Genomic DNA, 22,344 nt, shown 5'->3' with positions numbered 1-22,344 from the left:
TGTCTCTTTTCTAACTTGTGCAAAAGTACATGATATTTCTTGGATAATCAAAAAATATCATATAGGAAAGAGCAGACCGGAACCCTACATCATCATAAAATTCCCGTGGATTGTATAGTCGAGTTTTTCTTTCAATCTTTGTATGTCAACCGGCTTGGACATATATCCGTTAAAGCCATTCTGCATAATCTTTTCTTTGTCCGAAGCAAAGGAGTATGCCGTTACTGCAATGATAGGTACCGTTTTGGATACTTTACGTATTTCGCGAGTAGCTTCATATCCATCCATTTTAGGCATATTGATGTCCATGATGACCACATGCGGATGAAACTTCTGATGGAGTTCCACGGCTTCCTCCCCATCCCAAGCATGAACCAACTCATAATCTTTCTGTAGGATAGACTTGAACAGCATATAGTTGCTTTCGTTGTCCTCTGCTATCAGGATTATAGGCTTTTCCTTGCTTCTCTCGTTCAGAAGAGGCATTAAAGTTAGATTATTTTCCTTTTGAGCCTCTTTCGGTTTATAAGGTATTGTAAACCAGAAAGTACTTCCTTTACCTTCTCCTTCGGATTCTACTCCGATGCGTCCTTTCATTTTTGTGACAATGTTTTTGCATATTGAGAGCCCTAATCCCGTTCCTTGTATAAAGGTGTTTACTTTGGTAAACCGTTCAAATATTTTCTTCTGATTCTCTAGTGAGATGCCTATGCCCGTATCTTTTACGTAGAAATAGAGTTCTTCTCCACGGATTTTGTATCCAAACATAATCTCACCTTTCTCTGTAAATTTTGCAGCGTTGACCAGCAGGTTGATGAGGACTTGAGAGAGACGGTTATGTTCTGTCTGTACGTAACAAACTGGTACTTCAGGAACGAATTGTAGGGCAACACCTGTTTGCAGTCTGCCTCGTACAGTGTTTTCCACATCTTTTGCCAACTGATTTAAGTCGACATTCTGATAATTGAATTCCAGTGTATTTGCTTCTATTTTTGAAAGATCCAGGATGTCACTTACCAGTTGCAATAGCAACTGGTTGTTGGTTTCTATGATACTGATGAACTCTTTGCGTTCGGTTTCGTTTTCGGTTGCAGTCAGCAGGCTGGAGAATCCTACGATGGCATTCAAGGGGGTACGTATCTCGTGGCTCATATTGGCTAGAAATGCAGATTTCAGCCGGTCGGATTCTTGGGCTTTTTCTCGTGCTCGGATAAGCGCTTCTTCTTGCCTCTTGCGTTCTGTTATCAGTAAAAGGGAGCCGACAAGCGATATTGGACAGCCGTTTTTGTCGCGCTGGTCAATTACTGCGTTGGTTTCCATCCAATCTGTTATTTTTCGCCCTTCTACTTCGGTGATAATACGATATTCTTCTTTGATATGCTGCAACTTGCCTGAAATGAGATTTTCATGTACATGGTGCATACGTTCGAAGTCTTCCGGGTGTATCTTTCGGAAATATTCTGACGCCTTGATAATATCTACTTGGACTGTGGAGTTCTTCTCCTTTGTAAAGTTCATGTGGTCTAATATCTTTTGTGCTTCGCAATAAATCAGACCCTCCTTTAAATCCCAGCGCCATGGTATGATGCGTGCTATGCCCAATGTCATTTCCAGTTTTTTATTAATCTCTCGCAATGTGTTTTCGGCATCTTTGCGCGCTGTAATATCTACGGCAAAGACATCCAAAGTGTGTTTTTGGGATGCCGGGCAAAGAATGAATTCGTAAAAGCTGTTTGTTTGTTTGAAGTAATGAGTAAATGTTACCGTTTGCTTTTCTTGGAATACCATTTCCATGAAATGTGTCAGGTGCTCTATTTGGGAGAAGGCATTTTTTTGTGAACCATCGGTAGTTGGCGTAAACTGGTCGTTGAAAATAATATTGCCGCATCGATAGCTCATATCTGCTATCTGTCCCGTTTTGTCGAAGAAAACCTCTATTTGAGTATAAGATATCGGCATATTACGTAAAAGGGTATCATGGGCACTTAGCAAGGTGATTTTCTTTTGCTGGAACCGATAAATGACTAAAGCTATGATAAGTAGTGAGAGTATCAACACTACTCCGCAAATAATCCACCATTGATACTTCTGCCAGAATGTAAGCGGTTTATTGATGAATACCGAGTCCTTAGGACAGAGTGTGGTGTCCAGACCGTCCATCTGCAGTTGCTGGTAGTTGATGAAGGGATAGGATTTCTTGCTATATGTAAATGGGATATTCCGTGCATCCTCTCCTGCAAATATCTGTTTGAGGGCTGAAGAAAGCGCGTTTTGCATTTCCATGCGGTCATAGAAATATCCTCCCGCAAACCCCTCTTTACCCACATAGGCATTCCTTAATGCAAATACGGGTTGAGGCGATGATGCAACTAACTGAAAGTCTCCACTGATGAGTGTAGGAAAACCGAGTAGATTCTTACGCTCGTAAAACCATGTGGAAAATAGCATACCCGTCTCCGGTTCATCATTTAGCAGATATGCCTGTAATTCGTTTTGGTTTCTTTCATTACCTATTAAGCGTTCATAGTGGAGGTTTGGATACTTTGACGTTATATAGGCATGAATAAGCCGGTCCAAGTCTTGGTTATGATAGAGTTCATCTGCTGCGAATACAATCGTTTTCATTTTTGGCAGCATCTGTACCATCATGTCGATGGTCTCTTTGTACATATACGGCGTTTCGATAAAAGTAAAGTTGTATTGCGGCCGCAGGTCAACCAGAGGAGATGTGATGGCATTGGAAATGTGTATAGGACGTCCGGTGAAATAATATTCCCGTGGAGCATACGTGTCTTCGTTGCCGACCAATACTATTGGAATATTTCCCCACTCACTCAAAATACGTTCCCTTAAAGTAAAAGCCATGTTGCCGAGAAGTACAAGATAATCGGGTTTCTTATCCTGGAAACGTTCGAAAATGCCATTCTCCATCCGGATATACAATGAGTCATTACGAATGAACGTCCCGTTCATGTGTACTACATCGGCTGTGATGTCCTCTATAGGAGATGTTTGCAGCAGGATGGGAGTTATAAGTTCTTGGCTCCAGGGTGCGCTTTCATTGTACGAGTTTATAATAAGTAATCTGTGGTGTTTGCCGACTATGGTTGCTGTGGCAAACGCCGAACTTAAATATAGAAAAATGAAACATAAGCTAATTATGCATCTTTTAGATAAAAATACTTTCATGACCTGATTTTTCAAGCAACATATTGTCTAATGGCAATTTAATTGCTACGTATTATTTATACAAAAATAATACAAATGTATTTTAATCATAAAATATAGTCGCTAAAATTAAAAATAATTAACGGCGTCTTTTTGTTTTATGCACTGGAAGTTTAATGTAATTATTATTTCATATATCTGTCTTGTATTATCTGGTAAGTGTGTACAAGGGTGAGAGCAGATAGAAAAGGGAGTTGACAGATTGTAATAAAAAGATGAAAAGGATATTTTCATCTTGAAAAAAGTTATATTTTTGCACCCGCTTTTGAAAATGGTATCGGAGACATTTTTGTTTTTATATAAATTCAATTGGTATTATGAACATTTTTTGTAAGAAAATCTTTGTTCCCCTTTTGTGCGGAACATTATTTTGGGGCGCTTGCTCAGATGATGCACCGTCCGGAGAAGATAGCGGGCAGCAAACTTATTCATTGGTGGTGAAAAGTGTCACTGCTTCGGGAGAGGATTCCTTCGGGGAACTGCGTGAGGTATCGGTTTTTCAGTTCAGTGGCGGCAGCTTATATAGGACGCAATTGCTGAATCCGAAACAAGATGGTACATCCAGCATCTCTGCACTCAGCGGCTCGCGGTTATATTTTCTTTCAGAAGTGAAGCTGCCCGTTCAGGAAGAGAAACTGACCGAAGAGGAATTGTGTAATATGGCCATTGGCGAAGGGCTTCATGATAATTCCGCTCCGGATTTCATGTCGGCGGTGGTTCAATTGGAAGATGATGTCGAGACGCGCAATAATCCGGAGGTCAGTGTGGGCATGAAACGTGGGGTGGCCCGTATCGACCTGAACACTACGGCCGACGATAAGACGCGGATTGAGGAGATTATAGTGGAAGATGCCCCGGCCGAAACTTTTCCGTTTCAGGAAGGCGTTGCCGTGTCGGACAAGACGGTGAAATATGTGAAGACGTTTGAACCGGCATTCGGAGGGGAACAGCCGAACGTGTTCCGTATTTTTGAAAGTATACATCCGGTTCATATAGTTTTACGTGGTGCGTATGATGGAATACCCATCAGGCTGAAAATGCAATTGCCGCGTATAGAACGCAACAAGGTGTATGAATTGTCGGTACTTAACGTAGGGGCTACGGTAGAAGGCGTTTTCGAAATCAAGCCGTGGGAAGAGGGCGAAACGGTGACCGGCAAGCCCGATACAGACCACCGCATCCTGCTGGATGCTTCCCGGTCTGTTATCCCCGAGGGGGTATCGGTAGATTATGAGAACAACATTGTAGAAGTGCCTATGACGGGAGTAGATGGCATGAAACTGGCGTTTCTGGCCGACACCCGGATAGACATTGCATCTGCCGAAGGAGTTGTGGATGGCGTGATGCTGACCGACATGGCGGTGACTGAAGAGGCCGAAGGAATTGTCTCTTCCTTCAGTGTATCTGTTCCGGCGCAAGGCAGCGGACGGTTGGGGTATTCGTTCATGGTGCACCTGAAGAATGCACTTATGGGCGGTTCTTATGACTACGTGGAAGTGCGCGTGGCTCCGAGTGACAAGCAGATTGAAACGGTAGAGATGGCAGGAAGCGTGTGGATGGCTTTTAATGCACGCAGCAGCGACCTCGAAGACCAGATTTATCCGTTGGACGGTGCTACGGTGGAAGACATGTACCGCACCAGCTGGATTAATACAGTCGGCGGTTTGTTCCAGTGCGGTCGCAAGTATATGTATGTGCCTTGGCAGGGATATAACCCTTCTAACAACCTGGGCAACCAGACTGCCGACATGCCTTGGCAGAATGATTCGCACATGCCTTGCCCTGAAGGATATAGAGTGCCTACCCGCGACGAACTGAACTCCTTGCTTCCGAAAGGCCAAGAGATTCCCGGTACTTATACGGCGGGAAACGGAGAGCGGATTACCGCCACGCTCCATGTGGGAGAAGGTACGTTGGTGACTCCTACCGGTGTCACCGGAACACAACATTACGTGAAGTTTACTTCGGAAGATACCGGCCGTTACCTCATCATACCTTTGGCAGGTGGAAAGGGCGACAAATCGACCTCCAACAATCCCTCTTTCGGAAAACGTGCCGTGTTGTGGACTAGCCAGCGCGACGGTTGTCCCGGAGGATATGCCTGGGCCTATTGGATGCAGTTCGAAGGAAAAGATTCGACCGTCATTGCCGAACAGCGATTGCAGATGGAGGCGTTCGCGTCCTTGCGTTGTGTAAAGAAATAGAGGAGGGCAGGACATGAAGATTATAAGAATTATAATGCTTTTGGGATTGCTGCCGTTGCTGGCCAGCTGCTCTTCGGACGGGCTTGGCTTCGACAGCGCTGAACAGGCCGGCGCAGGGCAGGTGACCTTCCGGTTCGGCTTGCAGGCAGATGTCACTGCCGGGGTGCGCACCCGCAGCGAACAGCCGGAACCGATAGCCCGTATGTGGTATGCCATAGCCGACGAACGGGGCGAAGTAATCAAGCCGTTGTATCAGAAACTGGAAGCCGATTTCTCCAAACTGACCATCGAAGGATTGGGGTATGGCGACTATACCGTGGTGTTTCTTGCTACCACCCATCCGGAATCGGATATTACGGTTGACGAGCCGGCCCTGCTGTCGGATGCCTGGCTGGTGAATCACGTGGAAAAGGCACCGCTTGATGAGGCCTGGTTCTATAAGAAGATAGCGTTGCACATCGGCCGGGAGCAGGCTCCGGTGATGCAGACCGTCTGCCTGGAACCTTGTGTGGGCAGGGTAGATGTCGATTTGGATGTGTCGTCCGACTATATGTGGCGGTTTATCCGCAACATAGAGGTCTCTTTCGATGATGCCCAAGGGGTGTATGCCGGTATTCAGGCCGGTGGCGAGTACGCAGGTGCCGGAGGAGTGGACGCTTACAACATCACGCAGCGCCGTTCATTCTACTCGTTGCCCGGACGGGAGGCACTTTCCGGACGGGTGACGATTGAGTCGGAGCGTAGCGACGGAACTTCCTTTATGCAGGTCTATCGCTTCAGTGGTTGCAAGATAGAAGCCGGACGCGTGTCGCATATCCGCATCAGTTACCGCCATCCCGAAAGTGGCGAAGGCTTGCTCTATGTACGCGAGGAGGATTTCTCCCGATTCCGGACGGATACCATGTTTCTGGCCGACGAACCGCGCGAGGTGTTCTACGATAGCAATCGCCGTTCCTTTCGGGTGAATGCCCCGTTGCAGGTGTCGGTGTCCGATGATCATCAGCTGCTTGTAAAGTTCTTCTCGCCGATTGGCATCAGTGGCGTCAAGATACTGTGCCGTTTCAACAAGGTGAGCACGGAATTCTTCGAACTGGCTCGTTTCGACCGCATTTATCCGTTTATGGAGGCATCGTTCCCCTTGCCGGTGGTCAGTTCGGAACGTACGTTTGTAGCGGAGAACGGTCGCCGGATAACAGTTCCGGCACAGCCGGAACTCTCCAATGACGACGTGACGTTGCTTGTCCGTACGGAAGACCCCTTCATGAAAAAGATAGAGCGGATAGACAGCCAGTGGTTTATCCGTTTCTCCGCTTATTCGGCAGATAACGGGCATGCGTATTGGCGGCACATGGATCCGTTGCTTTGCCGTCACGGAGTGGCGTTGGCGCTCAACATGGCTTTCATGTTCGCTTCCGAAGAGTTCAATGTGGAAATGAATGCCTACGAGGGCAAGCTGAAGGACAATGGAGGAAATCCGATAGACCTGGATGCTTTGCGGCAAAGAATCCGCGGTCACGGTGGGCTTGTACTGGGACGTGTGGTCGGAGTAGGTGGCCTGGGTGGAGGCAATACTTATGGTCTGGCCGATTATTGTTATAAAGGTGTTTACTTTGATGCCACGGCGCCGGGAGCCAATCCGCATAATTATGCCCGTCAGGCCATGTTTCACGAGTATGGGCATTGTTTGGGCTACAATCATAGCAGTACGATGACATACGGTGACCAGTGGACAGTACTTTGCGCTACAGTTTTTGTGGGCATGGGGCAAGATGGCAAATTGCCGGTATGTTCAAAAGAGGTGGTAGGAGGTTTACCAATGTAACGTGACAAAAAAACGCGGCATCGAACCATGTGTTCGGTGCCGCGTTTTTTCTCTTTTGGTGTCAACTGTTAGGATTTTCGGTGATTAATGCACCTCTCCAAGGGGTTACTTCGACAGATAGTGTGAGGTAGTGACTGTCTTTTTCATCCGGGGTGTCCGGAGTTATGGGAGCGGGGTCGTTTTCCGAAATGCGCGGATGTCCCAGACGGTTGATTCCCGTTACGGAAAGCTTGTAAATGTTGTTGCGCACGATGGCAAACTCCATAGGTCCCGTCACGGTGTCGTCGTTGTTGTCATTGTGCCGGTTCCAGCAGAAGTAGTAGCAGTAATAGCAGTAATAGCAGTAATAGCCTGCTGCGTCGTAGTCGTCCGTGTTCGATTGGTAAAGGGTGAACTGTGCCTTTTTGGCGGCTTTCCTGAAATTGGCCTGGAATGCTTCGTTGCCAATGTTCTGTTCATGCCACTTTTGCCACAGATAGTCCGGGCTTGTTTTGTCTGTGCTATAGACGGCTGTTTGCCCATTGCTTTTTATGGTGATATTCTTCTTCTCATTTCCGAATACGGCTTTATAGAACCTGCTGTTCTCCTCTGTCAAGAAAGCTTTTTCGCGCACTTCCTCCCATGTCACGTAGAGTGTATTGGCATAGGAATAAAGGATGGGGTCTTTAGCCGGATTTCCCTTGGCATTTGCAATGGCATCTTTCAGTTTCCGGGATGCCTTGTCGGTCGCCATGATTTGCCCCTTGAATACGATGCCGGTGCTGATTCCGTTCTGTTGCAGTTCTATGCCGGGAATGGTGTTTTCGGTTACATACCGCCATGTGTGGTACCCTTTCCCTTTATTCTTGACAACCTTTGAAATTTGCGAGGTGTACCATTGGCTGCGTGCGGTGGCGTCAATGTCCCAGTTTCCCCCTTCATAGTTGCCGACGCAGAAGTTGAAGAAATCCTTGAAGGGATAACTTTTATCGATGTTTTTGGCGGTTCCGCTTTTTATTGCGGCATCCGTATCTACCACATAATTGGTTTTCGGGCCGTGGCTATGTTCCGCTCCGCATATCTGTGCGTTGGCATTGGCACCGTTGTCCGACACGCGTCGCAAGTAGTAGAAGTCGCGGCTCATGTTTACCAAAGCCATTTTGGTCAGTTTCACTTTTAGGGTGGCGTTTCCTTCGTCATTCCCCACTACGTAGGTTTGGTCTTTGTTTTTACTTCCATCCTTGGAGTCGAAGCGCGCCACGGCACGTTCCACCAGGATGGTGCCTTCATTGTTCACCTCTTTTTTTCCGGTGCCTTTATGGTTTGTTCCGGAGAAGTGGAAGGGTGTGCTCTCTTGGAAATGGCTTTTCCAGGATTCTATGTTTTTAGGAATTCTCTTTTCAATGCACGTTCGGGTTGCGGTGGACATAAGGAATCCATGCTGATGGTCTTTTCCTCCCCATACGCTTTCTCCTCTTATTACATTGCCGTTGGCATCTTCAGTTATATTCTCGGTTTTGTGTATCCATTCTTTCAGCATGAAGTGCTCTTTAAAGAGGTTTTGCAGTTCGTTTGTAGGGTTGCAGAAGACGTAGAGGTGGATTCTGTCTTTTCCTTCATCGAGTATCCCGTCGGCCTTGTAGTAGGCAGCCAATGCGGCTTTGTCGATTTTCTGGACGGTACTGACGGTGCCTTTTGCTTTGTTGAGGTTTGTCAGTGATACTTGTTCGCCGCAGGCAATGAATTTGTTGTCTTTATCTGCCAGTACAAGCAGGATGTTGTTCACCCGATTTTCGTGCTCTTCTCCCGTTATGGCATTGCCGGTGCTGTTGTTGTCGGTTTTATTGTTTTCATTTGTTGTGTTTTTATCAGTTGTGGACAGTTGCACTTGTACGTTCACGTACACTGCATCTTCCGGTTTGTCCGGCATTGCATCTGTTTTACGCCTGCTTTTGGGTTAGTAGGGTTACCGCAACTTGTAATGGTACATATCGCCAATATGCTGATAAAAAACATGTTCCAGTATCTCTTTTTCATAGCGTAAATTTATTAAGAATTTCGGCATACAAAAATAAGACAAACGACAATGGATTCCAATTTTTAACTATTTTTTTCTGACTTTTCTCTATAAATGTTCAAATTCTTCTGTTGTCAGTTTGGTTGCTTGGATAATCATTTCCGTAGCTACTCCCATTGTTTTGAGATTGCGGGCTATCTCGAAACGACTGGCTCGTATACCTTCTTCTCTCCCTTCTTCTCTTCCTTCCATCAGCCCTTCTAGTTTATTGCCTTTTTGGGGGTGATTTCGAGTAGAGTTCATCGTTATGCTATTCTGAAGTAGGGCGGCAGATGGTGGCGTACATTTCCCTGCATTCTTCGGAACTGTCGACTGTTTGTAAGTGAACTACCCTGGTCGTTCGAGTGAACTACCGGTGTCGTTCAATCGAATAACTGGGGTCGGCTGCCTGAACTACCCTGGTCGTTCACTTGGATAAAAGCGCTCCGATGTGCTGAAGGCGGCAACTTGTCCGATGCGAAGAAGGGTGTTTCAGAATCACGTGTCGACGGTTTGTCGGTTGCTGATGCCGTTTCTCTTTATCATAGAAGAAAAGAAGTTTCACCGGAAAAGCCGATAGATAGGGCGAAAGTGTGATAAGGTGAAGGCTGTGAGGGTTTGAAATCATTCTCCGTGTAGGGACTGATTTCGGCTTTCTTTCGCAAGGTGTGAGAGGACCTGCTCCGGCAGTGCTTCTTTTAGGAGGACGTGTTTTTCTTTGTCCAGCAGGTAGAGGGTGGGCATGGAGGGGAGTATGTACAGTTCGTTGTCGGTGAGGGTGTGAGAGGCGGTTCCGGCCATCCAGTCTGTGGGCAGTCTGTTTCCGGCACGGGGGGCGGCTTCGGGACGCGGGGCTGTTTCGGGGGTGTTTTCGGTGTTGATGGCTAGCACGGTGAGCAGTCCGTCGTGCAGCATCTGCTTGAAGAGACGGTCGTCGTGCAGCAGGGCGATGGTCTGGCGGCAGTGGGTGCAATCGGGGTTGTAGAACATCAGGAGCAGGCAGTGGGCAGAGGGGGTGGTGTGCAGCGTCCGGTGGTCTCCTTCCGGGGTGAAGTAGGCGAAGTCGGTGGCTATGGTGCCGGGGCGGTTCTTCAGGGCGGCAGAGAGGAGGAAGCGGGGGCGGGACTTTTCGGTATCATTCAGCAGGGGGGTGTGGGCGATGGCTTCCAGAAAGGGGATGAAGTGCTCCTCGCTCTGCATGGGCGAACCGATGGTATAGAGGTACTTCTCGGCCAGTTCGGCCAGTAGCAGGTAGGCGGGTTTGTCGGCTTCGGCGCGCTGCATTAGCAGGTGCACGGCTTCGGTGCGGGCTTCGGCAGGTGCATGGGGGAAGAGGGAGAGGTAGTTGACGAGGTTTTGCTCCATGAAGCCGGGATTGCGGCTGCGCAGGGTGTCGGCGAAGGACATGCTGTCCCAGAAGTGTGCCAAGAGGTTGGAGGCGCGTTCGTGGGGAGTGCGCAGGGTTGCGGGGATGGCAGGCAGGGGCAGGTCTTGTGTCTGATTTTGTTGTGCGTTCATGCTGCCACTGATGGCGGTAAGCATGAGGCATATCAGAAAAATTGAAAGTCTGTCATTCATTTCTTTCTCTGTTAGTTTAAGAGCCTGTTTAAATTTTGTCCGGCATTCTCAAAAGAAACTGAGTGAAAACTTCTTTAAGCAAAATTTAAACAAGCCCTTGAATGTCCGCTGATTATTTTTCTACACAGCGGATGAAGCAAGCATCCTTACCAGTGTTTGCAGCACTCACCCCATACGGGAAAAAGTCAAAGGTAAAGTAGTTGAAATCCCACCCTATTACATATTCAAAATCGAGTCCCATACTATGACCTTTATTTCTCGAATATTTGTTAAGCCAATAAACTGCTCCCGGCCTCATATATATATCATAAAAGAGAGGCGTGTTATTTGCGGTAGCATCCGGTAAGAATGCATTTTGATAACTAGCATATCTTAGTATTCCAGGTCCTTTAGAGTTGCTATTCCCCCCCTTCGTGTCATCTTGTTTTCTATGACCATATCCGGAAGCTCCAATGGGGAAAAACAGGTTCTTTCCATTTTTTTTATTGTAGACAAAGCACCCCCGCATTCCACGCCGGGTATTTTCATAATCGTACCCATAGACCTCTGTTATATGATTCAAAGTTTCTTGAGATTCATCCCCATATAGCACTCCATATCCTTCCGCTATATCTTCTCCTTGGTATAGATTTAAAAAATCTTCAAAAGAAGCTATGCGGGCATTGTGAATTTCCAGATTGTCAAACGCGGGTTCTGGTGGAGTATCTCCCCAAGGATTAAAGTCAGGAGGTGTTATAGCGCTCCATGTGATTTCCTGTTTATTTTCCGTGTTATCGGTGGCAATCAGTAACTTATCTGCATTATTCTTAAATTTATCCGGTGTTATCTCGATCCAAGGAGTTTCTGAATTTTTATTGCACATTGCATCAATCGGTTGGTCTAAGTTCAGGAATTTGAACAACGAGCCTTCTTCCAAAGGAGAATCTGTTTCCTTCGAACTTGTCCGTAGATTATGGGCATGCCACTTGGTTCCTGTTCCATCGAATAAGTCATCCGGAGCATCTCCTTGTCTGACGAAAATCAGATGATAACAAGTATAATTGTGATATTCTACCCGGATAATGGCATAACGGTTTTCCTGCGGGCTGCAGGTTCCATTAAATTTGATACGAAAATCTATCGTAGAACCAGTCTCTCCTCCGATGGTATCGGTGGAAGCTCTTGTTTCGTCACTTAATTTGATAAAATTGTCTGTTCCACAATATACATACGCTTTCCAAGGACCTTCTGAAGTAAATGTCTCAAATCTCTCTGCATTTTCTTTAGGAAGACGTTTCAGCTGTACGTGAAAGTCTTTGTCGTTGTCATGGCTACGCCAAACTCCCTTAGGATTGACTATACGCCGTACTTGATAAATGATAGGATTTTGATTATTCGCATTGTCTTCATTTAATAGCGGATTCCCACTGAAATCCGTACCATCTGTTGATATTTTGCTACCATTCGTAAATGTTACCACTATTTTTACCTCTGATCTGCGTTGATAGGCCACGTATGGATTATTTCCGGTGTAACCGGTTGTTTTAATTAATTGTTTGGCACGGGTGTACATGGGTAATTGGACATGAAACACACTGTCGCCCTCATTCCTTACAATACATTTTCCATCACTATTGCCTTGATTGTCAAATGTCTCATACTCTTTGCTCTCACCTGGCATAGGCAACGTCTTGCCATTAGGTATGTACTCACGCTCTCCTCTTTTGTTTTCTTTATAATAGGTCTCGTTAGAACTTGTTGTTACATTCAAATCTTTTGTTTGTCGAAGGGATAAAAAACCATTCCACTGATTTTGGTATGCTAAATCCATCTTGTTCCAATAGACGAAATCCGATGCAGGATTATTTGGACCCCATCTGTTATCTAAGATTCGTGCTTCTATCTGTTTTATTTTTTGTCCCCCCGTTCTGATTTTAAGTGGGAGCATCATTGAGTGATTATACAAATAGGATATATAATAGGGGTTGGGCACTTCGATACCGGGCTCAGGTTCTTCGTATTCGATGTGCCAGTCCACGTCGTTGGCATATTTGTTGAATTTCAGTGTCAGTTTGTAGTGGTGGTTACGCTCGGCGTTGTAGTCTTTATAGACGTCCTTGCCCAGCATGAAGCGGTAAATGATATCACCATTGCCCACTCGGCCGTCAACATTGGAAACATAGTAGGCTTTTACTTCGATGTATGTGCCATAGGGCTTTTGGTCTTTATAGAATTTATCTTCGGGCTTGTTGTTCAGTCCCGGTGCATCCAGTTCTTTATCACCGTCTGCGTCCTGTCGTTTGTCTTTTCCTTCTCCCTGCATGTTTTCATAGAAGAAGAGTGCCTCGTTGGTTTCTCCATGAGCCAGTTTGGCATACTCCGCTTTCTTGCTGTCATATTCCGTATTCAATACAGAGACTCCTTTTTGGGCATTGTCGATGTAGTAATAATACGATTGGCCTTTCGTGATACGTGCCGGCCAATGTTCATCGTAGTTTGTTCCTTCGGCATACGTAATGCTTTCGCCATCTGCCATAAGGCCTCCATAATCTTCAATGTCATCCTTGGGGTCCGTGTTGATGGTGCTTCTCTTGCCCAGATAGCATTCCGTAGGTATGTCCTTGATGGTAACCGACTTGAGGTATATAAACACATTCTCGTGAAGGTTGGAACCGTCGTATGCAATGGTTACTTTGGAAGCGGCACGGCGTAGCCAGGCGTGCAATTTGACGGATGCCCGGTTTATAACTGCCACTTCATCGTTCTGCACGCTTCCGGTAACGGTGAAATAGCCGAACATCTGGTTGTTGTTGGCTACTTCATCCTTATCCCATTGGAGGGAAATGCTTTTCAGGCCGTCTGCGGTTTTTATGGCTTCGGAATAGTCACCATTCGTAAGCAAGTCCTCCATATTGGCCACCGCATAAATCCGATAGCGTCCGTAGGGGATTTTCAGTTTGAAGTCGGCATGGGGCGTCTGTGCTTCGGCGGGAGGAAGATTCGAGTCAGGATTATTATCCGGTCTGTCTTTATCTTCCGACAATTGATATTGCCCTTCGCCTGTTCCTTCGGTAAGCGGATATGACTTCAGCAACTCTCCCTTTTCATTATACAGCAACACGCACAAGTCCTCGATATTCTTTATCACATTCCCTGCCGTACGCGTATTTCCATTCAATGCAGGAGTAAGGGGCTTGAACTTCACGGTTGCGCTGACGAGGCTTTCGCCTTCGCCTGTCTCGCCGCCGTTGTAGAGCGGGTCGTCCTGGCAGGCGGCACTGCCGAGGAGCAATATGCACAAAAGTATGTAGGTCAAAAAGTTGCGTTTCATATCCGTTGCTGTTTTTTGTATGTATGTTTAAGAATGAACCCTTCCGGTATTTTTCCAAGCGGAGGAGGCTCCTTCGGTGTTTAGCGTTTCTTCGGGTCGTCTTTCTCGTCCAGCCCGAATACGGGGTCGAGCACTACTTCCCAATAAGGTTCTACGTCCACTTCCAACTCCAGTTCCGCCTCGGAAAGGTTCTTGAAATTCACCTTTACCTTGACGTGCGTGTTGCGGAAGAGCGAGGCCAGATTCGGCAATGTGGCGGTGTAGCTTCTTGCCACTTTAGGGCTGTCCGGAGCAGTCGCCTCTTCATCAAAGCCCTCTTCCGTGTGGATGGTCACTTCGTACTCCTGCAATTTCAGGTTTGCGTCCTTGCCTTGTGCCAATGTGCCGTCGCTTTCGGGCAGGTAGACGGGTGTGGTGAATTTTGCTTCTTCTCCTGCTTTGAGGGAAGATACTTCTATGGCCTTGCTGAATGAATAGGCGACATCTCCGTCCTCTTCTCCTTCTTCGGGCTGTGGCACTTCGTAGTCGGTCAGCCATTGGTATTGGATCGCTTCGCTTTCCGTCTTTTCCGATTCCGCTACCATCCATGTTATCCAGTCTTGGGCGGTACCTTCTCCGGTCAATGTCGCTTTGGAAGGATTATCCTTGTCTCCGGTATCTGCCACCCAGTATTTTCCGCTCGCGTCTTTGTTGGCGTGCGGCATCAGATACATCCGGTCTTTGACGGCTTTCTTCAGGCTGAATCCGGTCACGTTGATGGCCCGTTTTGCGGTTTTGCCGAATGCGAAGGAGAACTTGGTGGCGGCGCGTACCACGTACAACACTTCGGGCATGCCTTGGTAAAAGCCGTTTGCGAAGTCTTCTTCGTGCGCCTCGTCTTTTGGGGGAATCGTTATCTCGTAGACTGACGTCATCGGTATGCCGTTTCCCGCTTCGAGGGCTGTGGCATATTGGTAGCCGCCGTCTTTGTCTCCCAGTCCGAAGACATAGCTGTCTACGAGCGCTTTCCCATTTGCGTCGGGCAAGAATGCACCGGTGCTTGTGAAGTTTAGCGGCGTGCCGTCCGTGTCTTCCAGTCCGTTGCAGTTGGCCAGCAGGTAGATACGTTTCTGACAGTCGGCTTTCACCCGGAAAGTGTACTCGTCCGATAGTTGTATGTTTGTCTCGGTGATGAGTCGGTTTTCTTCCACCTCCCATGCACTTGCGCCGGCTGTATCGTCGCTCGCTTTCGAAGCGATGACGATTCGCAATTGGTTGATGTTTTCGTCATCGGGGGTGCCGTCGGCACGTGTAGAGGCTCCCACTACGGTTGTGTGGAAGGCCAGATACACGGTGTTGTCCTCCTCGGCGGGTGGCTGCTGAACGATGGATTCATCGTTGCACGAAGTAGCTCCCAGTAAGCCGCAGAGGAGGCAAATTCCGATGATATGTCGATGCTTCAATTCCATTTGAAAAGCTGTTCTTGGTTTGTTGAAAGTCGTTTGCCGGGTAGTCCGGTTTTTATGTGCCACGCATGCCGTAGTTGTTACAGTTCCACGTCATTGATGCGTACCACCCAATCGTTTACCACAATACATGTATTCAACCAGCTGTCGTTGCCGTCGTTGTTCTTTAGGAAGAAGAAGAGGGTCCAGCGGCTTTCGCGGTCCAGATACTCTTGGTCGCCCATGTCGTAACGGTCGCTCTGCATCAGCAGCAGGTATTTGTTGAGGGGGATGTCTATCACGGTCGCTTTGTCGGCATGCCGTTTCACCACCAGCCTGGGAGAATTCCTGGCCATCAGGCGCGGCACGCTCAGTTCGGCGTATGCCACTTCGATGGGTTCGGGTGCTACGCCGGGTACTATGACGGATGCTCCTGTCCGTGCCTGTCCTTTCACCCACGGGGTGTAGGTGACGTCGGTCACCGGCAGCAGGTCGTTGTCGTAGTCGAAGAGGGTGTTGTCGTCCGTAATCTCGAAGTCGAAATCCTCGGCATTGACAATGCCTCCCGCCACTTGCTGCAGCACGATGCGTATGCCGTTGGTGTTCTTCATCATCTTTACCGTGCCTTCGTTGTAAGACTCGGCCGTTTCCATGGTGAGTTCTCCCCAAAACATATCGTGCAGCAATTTCCGTTCGGGCAGGCTGAGGCAGTCGGCGTTCAGCCGGGTCTTGAGCTCGGTGCGTTTGGTACTTGTGTTTACGGTGAAAGAACTCTTTTCGCATGCGATTCCTCCGTATGCCACAAAATGGTATTTGCCGTCAGGCAGGTCAAGCTTCATCCGGTAATTCTCGTCTTGCAGCTCTGTTCCGGTCACAATCTTGGTATCCACGTAGTCGTCATTCTCGTCGTAGATATAGAGGGTGAGGCAGTCCACTTGGTTGGGGAACGCGTTGGCGTACTCCATGTTGTAGTCGTAGACGAAGCGCAGCGATACGCCGTGGAGACACGGGTCGAGGTCTTCAAAGATGCGCTCGCACGAGGATAAGGCAACGGCTGCCAGCAGGGCGACGAGCACCCTGCCTGCGAACCTTGAAAATCTATTTCGCTTATTGCTTTGCATACTTGTTGTGTTTTTAGAATTCAATGTCGTTTATGCGAACCACCCAGGGAAGCACCTCGACAGAGAGCTTCAGGTAGATGTCGCCCTTTTCGTCCGGAGTTCCGGGGTCGACGGGGTCGGGGTCGTTTTCGCTAAGGCGCGGATGGCCAAGGCGGTTGATGTCGACCACAGACAGTTTATACACGTTGTTGCGCACCACGGCAAACTCCATCGGGCCCATTACGCCGTTGTTGCCGTTGTCGTTGTGACGGTTCCAGTAGAAGTAGTAGCAGTAGTAGCCTGCACCGTCATTCTCGTCCCTGCTCGACTGGTAGAGGGTGAACTGATGTTCATTGTTGGTGGCTACTTCCTTGAAAGCCGACAAGGCGGCTGCATCTTTGTGGTCCTTTTCATTATACCATATATTCCACATGTAGTCGGGGCTGCCGGCATCATCGCTATAGACGGTTTCTGACGGAGTGTTTTTCGGTGTTCCGAATACCGCTTTCTTGAATTCCTCGTTTGCCGTTGCGTCAAGTGCGGCTTTGCGTACTTCTTTCCAACTTACATAAAGTTGGTTGGAATAAGCGTAAAGGATGGCATCGGCGTCAGAATCGCCAGTTGCTCCGTTGATAGCGTCTTGCAATGATTGGGGAGCATCTGTTGTTGCCTGGATTTTCCCTTTAAACACGATGCCGGTACTGATGCCGTTCTCCTGGTTGTTTATGCCGGGGATGGTGTTTTCGGTGACGTAACGCCAGATGCGGTAACCGTTTCGCGTGTGGTCGCTGTTCCATTCGTCATCGTTATCTTCTTCATTTTGGTTGTCGATAACGTCTTTGATCAGACTGGTGTACCACTGGTCGCGGGCTGTCTCGTCAATACTCCAAGTGTTGTTTTCCTGGTGTCCGAGGCAGAAATTGAAGTAGTCGGCAAAAGGATAGCTTGCGTCGATGGCTCCGTTCTTTTGTTCGGCATCGGTATCTACTACGAAGTTCCAGTTTTGTCCGCTGTCGTATTCGGTTCCGCAGATTTCCACGTTGTCGGCCAGACCGTTATCGGATACACGGCGCAGGTAGTAGAAATGCTTGCTCATGTTAATCAACGCCATCTTGTTCAGTTTGACTTTTAGCGTAGGCTTGTCGTCTTTTTCTGCTATGACGTATGTTTGGTCCTTGCTGGGACTGCCGTCTTTGAAGTCGAAGCGTGCCACGACACGTTCCACATGGATATTTCCGATGTTTCCGATTTTGGTGCCGTTGCTCAAGGTGTTTTTGCCCGAGAAATCGAAGGCGTTCTTTTCATTCGTAAAGTTGTCCCAATCGGTAAAATTCTTCGGAATATACTTTTTTATGTCTTTGCTGCTTGCCGTGGCCATCAGGAAGCCTGCCTTGTGGTCGTTTCCTCCCCAAACAGCTGCTCCTTTGACAGTTCCGTCAGGCTCTTCTTCAAGAGTGGCAATCTCGTCAATCCATTCGCTGTCGGCACCGGACTTTTCGAAGATTGTTTTCAACTCCATTGTCGGATTACAGAATACATAAAGATTGACTTGGTCTTTTCCGGTCCCAAGTGTCCCGTTGCCATAGTAAGCGGCCAATGCGGATTTATTGATTTTCTGGGTGGTGTTGACGATTCCTTCACGCACTACCGGCAATGAGTTGTGTTCACCGGCGGCGATGAAGTTGTTGCTTGCATCCGCCAATACAATCAGGACACCATTCACCTTGTTCTCATAATCCTTTCCTACTTCCGTGCCGTCTGTACTGGTTCCATAATCGTCGTCGGAATCGGAGTCGGTCGAGCTTCTTGTATTTTTCCCTCCCACGGGCAGTTGTATGTTCACATTCATGTATACGGCATCTTCGGGATGTCCCGGGTATACTTCCGGTTCATTGCTGCCGTTCAGTTCGTTGCCGCTGCATCCTGCAATGGTGCACATTGCCAGCATACCAATGAAAAAAATACTCCAGTTCTTTCTTTTCATAGCGTATAATTTATTAAGAGTTTATTTATATTCGGGTGTTATGTTTTTGTTGCTTTCTTTCCTTTATTCCGCGTCTTCCGCCAGTTCTTGTCTTATGCGGTCTATCTGTTGCAACGCGTCTTCCGCTTGTGCCACTCCCTGCTGTAGCGCTTGCTTCAGCAACGGTTGGGCTGCGTCATAGTCCTTCAGCAAGGCGGCGTGTATGCCGCGTGCGTAGACGGCTTCGGGAGCATCGCCCGCCTTGCCCAGATAAGTCTCGGCTCCTTTCAGGTCGCCGAGGCGCAGGGCGGTGTTGGCGGCGTTGAGGTTTGCCACGGGGTCGTCGGGGAACATGCGCACGGCGGTTGCGAAGGTGGCGTTATACTCGTCGCTGCCCGGTTCCATCTCCTGCGCAACGAGGTACATTTCGTTCAGGCTCAGCTTCTGGGGCTGGTTCTTGAGCAGGTGCCTGATTTCTGCAAGGTCTGTATAGGCACGTACCTCGTACTGTACGGCATAGTCGGAATGACGCAGTCCGGGATAGACTTCGCTCAGCAGGTAAGCATAGTCGGCGGGATAGGCCGCCTTGATTTTCCGGTCCTTCGCGTCAGGGTCCAGGTCGCCGCGTATCAGTGCCAGAATGCCTTCTCTGTTCTTCAGCTGCGAGGAGGTCACGAAGCGCTCCAGTCCTTCCCAGTCTTCGGGCTCGAAGCTGGTGGTGAAGAGTGATTGGGGGAAGGCGTACTGCTTGCGTACATATTCTTTCAGGGTTTCGGTACGTCCCTTGGCCAGGCGTATGTTGTTGCTGTACGACCCTTCGGGCGAGGCGTACCCCTTGATGCTGATGCTGATGATCTTGCTGTCCGCATCATTCTTCACGGCGTCGATGGTAGAGAGAATCTTCTTCAGCTCCTCCGGGTTACGTCGGTAGTCGGGATGTATCTCGGTACGGCTCACGGGGAAGTCGATGTAGGCTGAGCCTTCAATCCGGTTGATTTTCTGCTCGGCCTTGGGGCGTATGTAGGCGTACGCGGGTACGAAAGGTGTCGGCACGCGCTTTTCCAGCCGTAGCTTGCTCAGGGGCGTAGCGGTGCTGGTCAAGGGGGCGTCGCAACATCCGCAAGTGGTTTCTGTGGCGCTGAGCCGGGCTCTTCCCATCCACTTTTCGTAGGGCACCGTCACGCGGTATTCTATCAAATCGCGTTCGCCGTTGCGATAGAGCCGTTCGGTGTCGGAGGCGTTTCGCAGGTGGTGGTAATAACGGTTGCGCCCCGCGATGCGTACGGCGGGCAGGCTGAGGCTGTCGTCTTCAAGGGTGAGCGAAGGGGTGAACAGTACTTCACGGTTGCTTCCTTGCTTGAGTGCGGAGATGTCGAGGTCCATCGCCACGAATAGTTTGTCTTCTTGCTTTGAGACGGCCAGGTTTTGTACCGCTATCTGTCCGTCCGTCAGTGTCTGGCCGTCAGCTCCCAGTGCGTAACATAGGCATAACAAGCCAGAAATCATTTTCTTAGCTAATTTGTTCATAGTGTCCATAACCACCGGATGAATTTAGAATGTGTATACAAGGTTTACCGCGGCCTTGGTAGGACCGACATAGTGGTGCGGTTTGTCTTTCTCGAGTTTTGTTCCGCAGTTGGCGCAAGGGTAGGCGTCGAATCGCGTGTAGACATATCCGAAGCCTATTTCGGCTTCCAGGTTCCAATGCTTGTCCAGAATCCAGGAATACCCGTATACCGCGCCCACGCCCAGGAACCATCCTTGGTAACGCCGGTCGGAGAGTTTGGAGAAGTCGCTTCCCAGAAAAGAGAAGTCGTTTTTCAGCCCGCCGACGTTGTATTGGCCTCCGAGCAGGTGTGCTCCCACGAAGTGTCCTGCCCATCGGTCGCAAAACCAATAGCGAGCTTCGGGTTGCAGAAGCCAATGCTTCCACTTCCGGTCGTGCGAGAGTGTCCATCCGTTGTAGTTGACGGATACGTCGAGCGTCCATCTGTCTGCCAACCCGGTTTCCACGCCTGCGTTCAGTGTAGCAAAGGCGTCGTATAGCAAATTACTTTTCAGAGCCACTTCCTGACATTTGGCTCCCATGCTGAAAAGACCTAAAAACAAAACCGCATAAAGTTTTAAAGTCATTTTTCCCATTATTTAAGATTTGTTAGTGTCATTAATATTTTATTCTCTATTTGTAGAGAAAGATTTATCAAATTACCAATAAATTCCTAAAAGGAATCAAACAAAATTCCGTATGCCCAGCCTATATACCGCTGGTAGTTACAATGAAGAGTATTCAGCAAAAATATAGATACTGCCGGAATTACTATTCACTGTTTTTTTGTTGTATAATTACAATGCGTAATAGTATTTCAAGTTTCTATATTATTTACAGTCTGCGCTGTCAGACTGTAGTTTCAGGATTCATCTCTTCCCAAGAGATGGATAGTGTGATAATTGATGATAACATGTAGCGATGGCACAAATACAAAGCCACATTCCGATATACATTTCAATATACAATTCCACAATTTCATGGATTTCAAATAAAAAACTTGGAAAATGTTTGGAATTTACCACTGCTTATCATACTTTTGCAGCCCAAATCCATCTCTTGGGAAGAGATGTACTTGCCTCTGTAAGTTTAAAGTAGGTTTAAAATGAGCTTGTTGGCTTTGTCTATGATTTCCGTATTGAGTGAGGCCAAATAAATCAGCGTTGTATTTTCGGAGTCGTGTCCCATTCCTTCGCTGATGACAGAAAGCGGAATGTTTCTGCTTTTGGCCACAGTGGCCCAAGAATGGCGGGCGACGTACATGGTGAGCGGTATGGTAAGTTGCAATGAGTTGCTGATAAATTTTAACTTTTTGTTGACAAGATGTAGCGCATTATTGTACTGTTTCCTTTCTTCTTCTCCTGCTTTTAGAATAATAGGGAGCAGATAGGGCGATTCTTGGGACATGGGATATTTTTCAAGTATATCTTGCATGTGCCGTTCCCATCGTATGCAAAGTTGTTGTCCGGTTTTCTTACGTCGATAGATGAGGACTCCGTTTTTCAGGTCGTTCTTTTTCAGATAAGCCATATCGACAAATGACATGCCCCGGGTGTAGAAGCTGAACAAAAACATGTCGCGTGCATAATCCAATGTCCAGCAGTGCGACAAGTCCATGTTTCGGATGTTACGGATGGTGTTTATGGGTAGTCCTCGCTTGATGGTTTTCTCTACGCCCGTATAGACATGCTTGAAGGGGAACACTTGTTTCGTAAAGCCTTTTTCTACCGCCCGGTTGTACACAGCCCTCAGAATCCGGTTGTAGAAGGAAATGGTGTTCATGCCCACCCCGGTCGATTTGAGGTAAGCCTCATAGGAAGCCATCAGGTCTGCATCGAAGTCTTCCCAAAATACATCCTTTCCCTGGCGGAAACGCATGAAGCTGTTGAGCGTACAAGTGTAGGTCTCGCCGGTGCGCACCTTGCCCAGCCGGTGCATACGGTCGATGTTTTCTTGCATGAACGGTTGTAGGGTTGCTTTGGGCGAAGTGCTGTTCTTTGCCTGCTTGCTTTGCGTGGCGGCAAGCTTTGGTCTGTTCTTGATAGATGCCATGAATAAAAAAATTAAAGTGAATAAAATTGTGCTGTTGTTCTGATACAGCTTTCGGGAGGCAAAGATGTAGCTTTTAGTTGGG

The 22,344-nt window shown here is 48.0% G+C and carries 13 protein-coding genes; 2 read left to right on the top strand and 11 right to left on the bottom strand.

Annotation, left to right across the window (positions count from 1 at the left end):
* Positions 1-84: 84 nt before the first annotated feature.
* Complete coding sequence (locus DWZ03_RS17235; RefSeq protein WP_120130448.1) at positions 85-3,189, bottom strand: response regulator; 3,105 nt, start codon at positions 3,187-3,189, stop codon at positions 85-87.
* 356 nt (positions 3,190-3,545) lie between these two features.
* Here DWZ03_RS17235 and DWZ03_RS17225 point away from each other — a divergent pair, with 356 nt between their 5' ends.
* On the top strand, positions 3,546-5,432 hold the full coding sequence (locus DWZ03_RS17225; protein WP_120130447.1) for an FISUMP domain-containing protein: 1,887 nt from the start codon (positions 3,546-3,548) through the stop codon (positions 5,430-5,432).
* Positions 5,433-5,445: 13 nt separating this feature from the next.
* The gene (locus DWZ03_RS17220) at positions 5,446-7,254 is read left to right on the top strand and encodes a hypothetical protein (protein WP_120130446.1); all 1,809 of its coding nucleotides are present in this window, start codon (positions 5,446-5,448) and stop codon (positions 7,252-7,254) included.
* A 61-nt stretch (positions 7,255-7,315) separates the two neighbouring features.
* On the opposite strand, the gene DWZ03_RS17215 is transcribed toward DWZ03_RS17220, so the two are convergent.
* The 10 genes from DWZ03_RS17215 to DWZ03_RS17170 all read right to left on the bottom strand — a co-directional run bounded on the left by DWZ03_RS17215 (position 7,316) and on the right by DWZ03_RS17170 (position 22,262).
* Positions 7,316-9,163: an Mfa1 family fimbria major subunit gene (locus DWZ03_RS17215; protein ID WP_120130445.1), complete on the bottom strand. Its 1,848-nt coding sequence runs from the start codon at positions 9,161-9,163 to the stop codon at positions 7,316-7,318.
* A gap of 195 nt (positions 9,164-9,358) precedes the next feature.
* The gene (locus tag DWZ03_RS20065; protein WP_153880886.1) at positions 9,359-9,502 is read right to left on the bottom strand and encodes a hypothetical protein; all 144 of its coding nucleotides are present in this window, start codon (positions 9,500-9,502) and stop codon (positions 9,359-9,361) included.
* A 411-nt stretch (positions 9,503-9,913) separates the two neighbouring features.
* Positions 9,914-10,867: a DUF5106 domain-containing protein gene (locus DWZ03_RS17205; RefSeq protein ID WP_243634974.1), complete on the bottom strand. Its 954-nt coding sequence runs from the start codon at positions 10,865-10,867 to the stop codon at positions 9,914-9,916.
* 112 nt (positions 10,868-10,979) lie between these two features.
* On the bottom strand, positions 10,980-14,177 hold the full coding sequence (locus DWZ03_RS17200; RefSeq protein WP_120130444.1) for a fimbrial protein: 3,198 nt from the start codon (positions 14,175-14,177) through the stop codon (positions 10,980-10,982).
* Between the two features lie 80 nt (positions 14,178-14,257).
* A complete protein-coding gene (locus DWZ03_RS17195) occupies positions 14,258-15,625 on the bottom strand; it encodes a hypothetical protein (protein ID WP_120130443.1) in 1,368 nt (455 codons plus the stop codon).
* Positions 15,626-15,702: 77 nt separating this feature from the next.
* On the bottom strand, positions 15,703-16,722 hold the full coding sequence (locus DWZ03_RS17190; protein ID WP_120130442.1) for a FimB/Mfa2 family fimbrial subunit: 1,020 nt from the start codon (positions 16,720-16,722) through the stop codon (positions 15,703-15,705).
* 13 nt (positions 16,723-16,735) lie between these two features.
* Complete coding sequence (locus tag DWZ03_RS17185; RefSeq protein WP_165859870.1) at positions 16,736-18,685, bottom strand: Mfa1 family fimbria major subunit; 1,950 nt, start codon at positions 18,683-18,685, stop codon at positions 16,736-16,738.
* Between the two features lie 63 nt (positions 18,686-18,748).
* Positions 18,749-20,200 carry a DUF3868 domain-containing protein gene (locus DWZ03_RS17180; protein ID WP_081027252.1) on the bottom strand — a complete coding sequence of 484 codons (1,452 nt, stop codon included), beginning with the start codon at positions 20,198-20,200 and terminating at the stop codon, positions 18,749-18,751.
* A 15-nt stretch (positions 20,201-20,215) separates the two neighbouring features.
* Positions 20,216-20,797, bottom strand: a complete 582-nt coding sequence (locus DWZ03_RS17175; protein WP_034529625.1) for a DUF3575 domain-containing protein — start codon at positions 20,795-20,797, stop codon at positions 20,216-20,218.
* A 502-nt stretch (positions 20,798-21,299) separates the two neighbouring features.
* Positions 21,300-22,262 carry a tyrosine-type recombinase/integrase gene (locus DWZ03_RS17170; RefSeq protein WP_120130441.1) on the bottom strand — a complete coding sequence of 321 codons (963 nt, stop codon included), beginning with the start codon at positions 22,260-22,262 and terminating at the stop codon, positions 21,300-21,302.
* Positions 22,263-22,344: the final 82 nt, after the last annotated feature.

The sequence above is a fragment of the Bacteroides sp. AF29-11 genome (genome assembly GCF_003602895.1).
GTDB classification, from domain to species: Bacteria; Bacteroidota; Bacteroidia; order Bacteroidales; family Bacteroidaceae; genus Bacteroides; species Bacteroides uniformis.
This window is presented reverse-complemented; position numbering and strand designations above follow the sequence as displayed.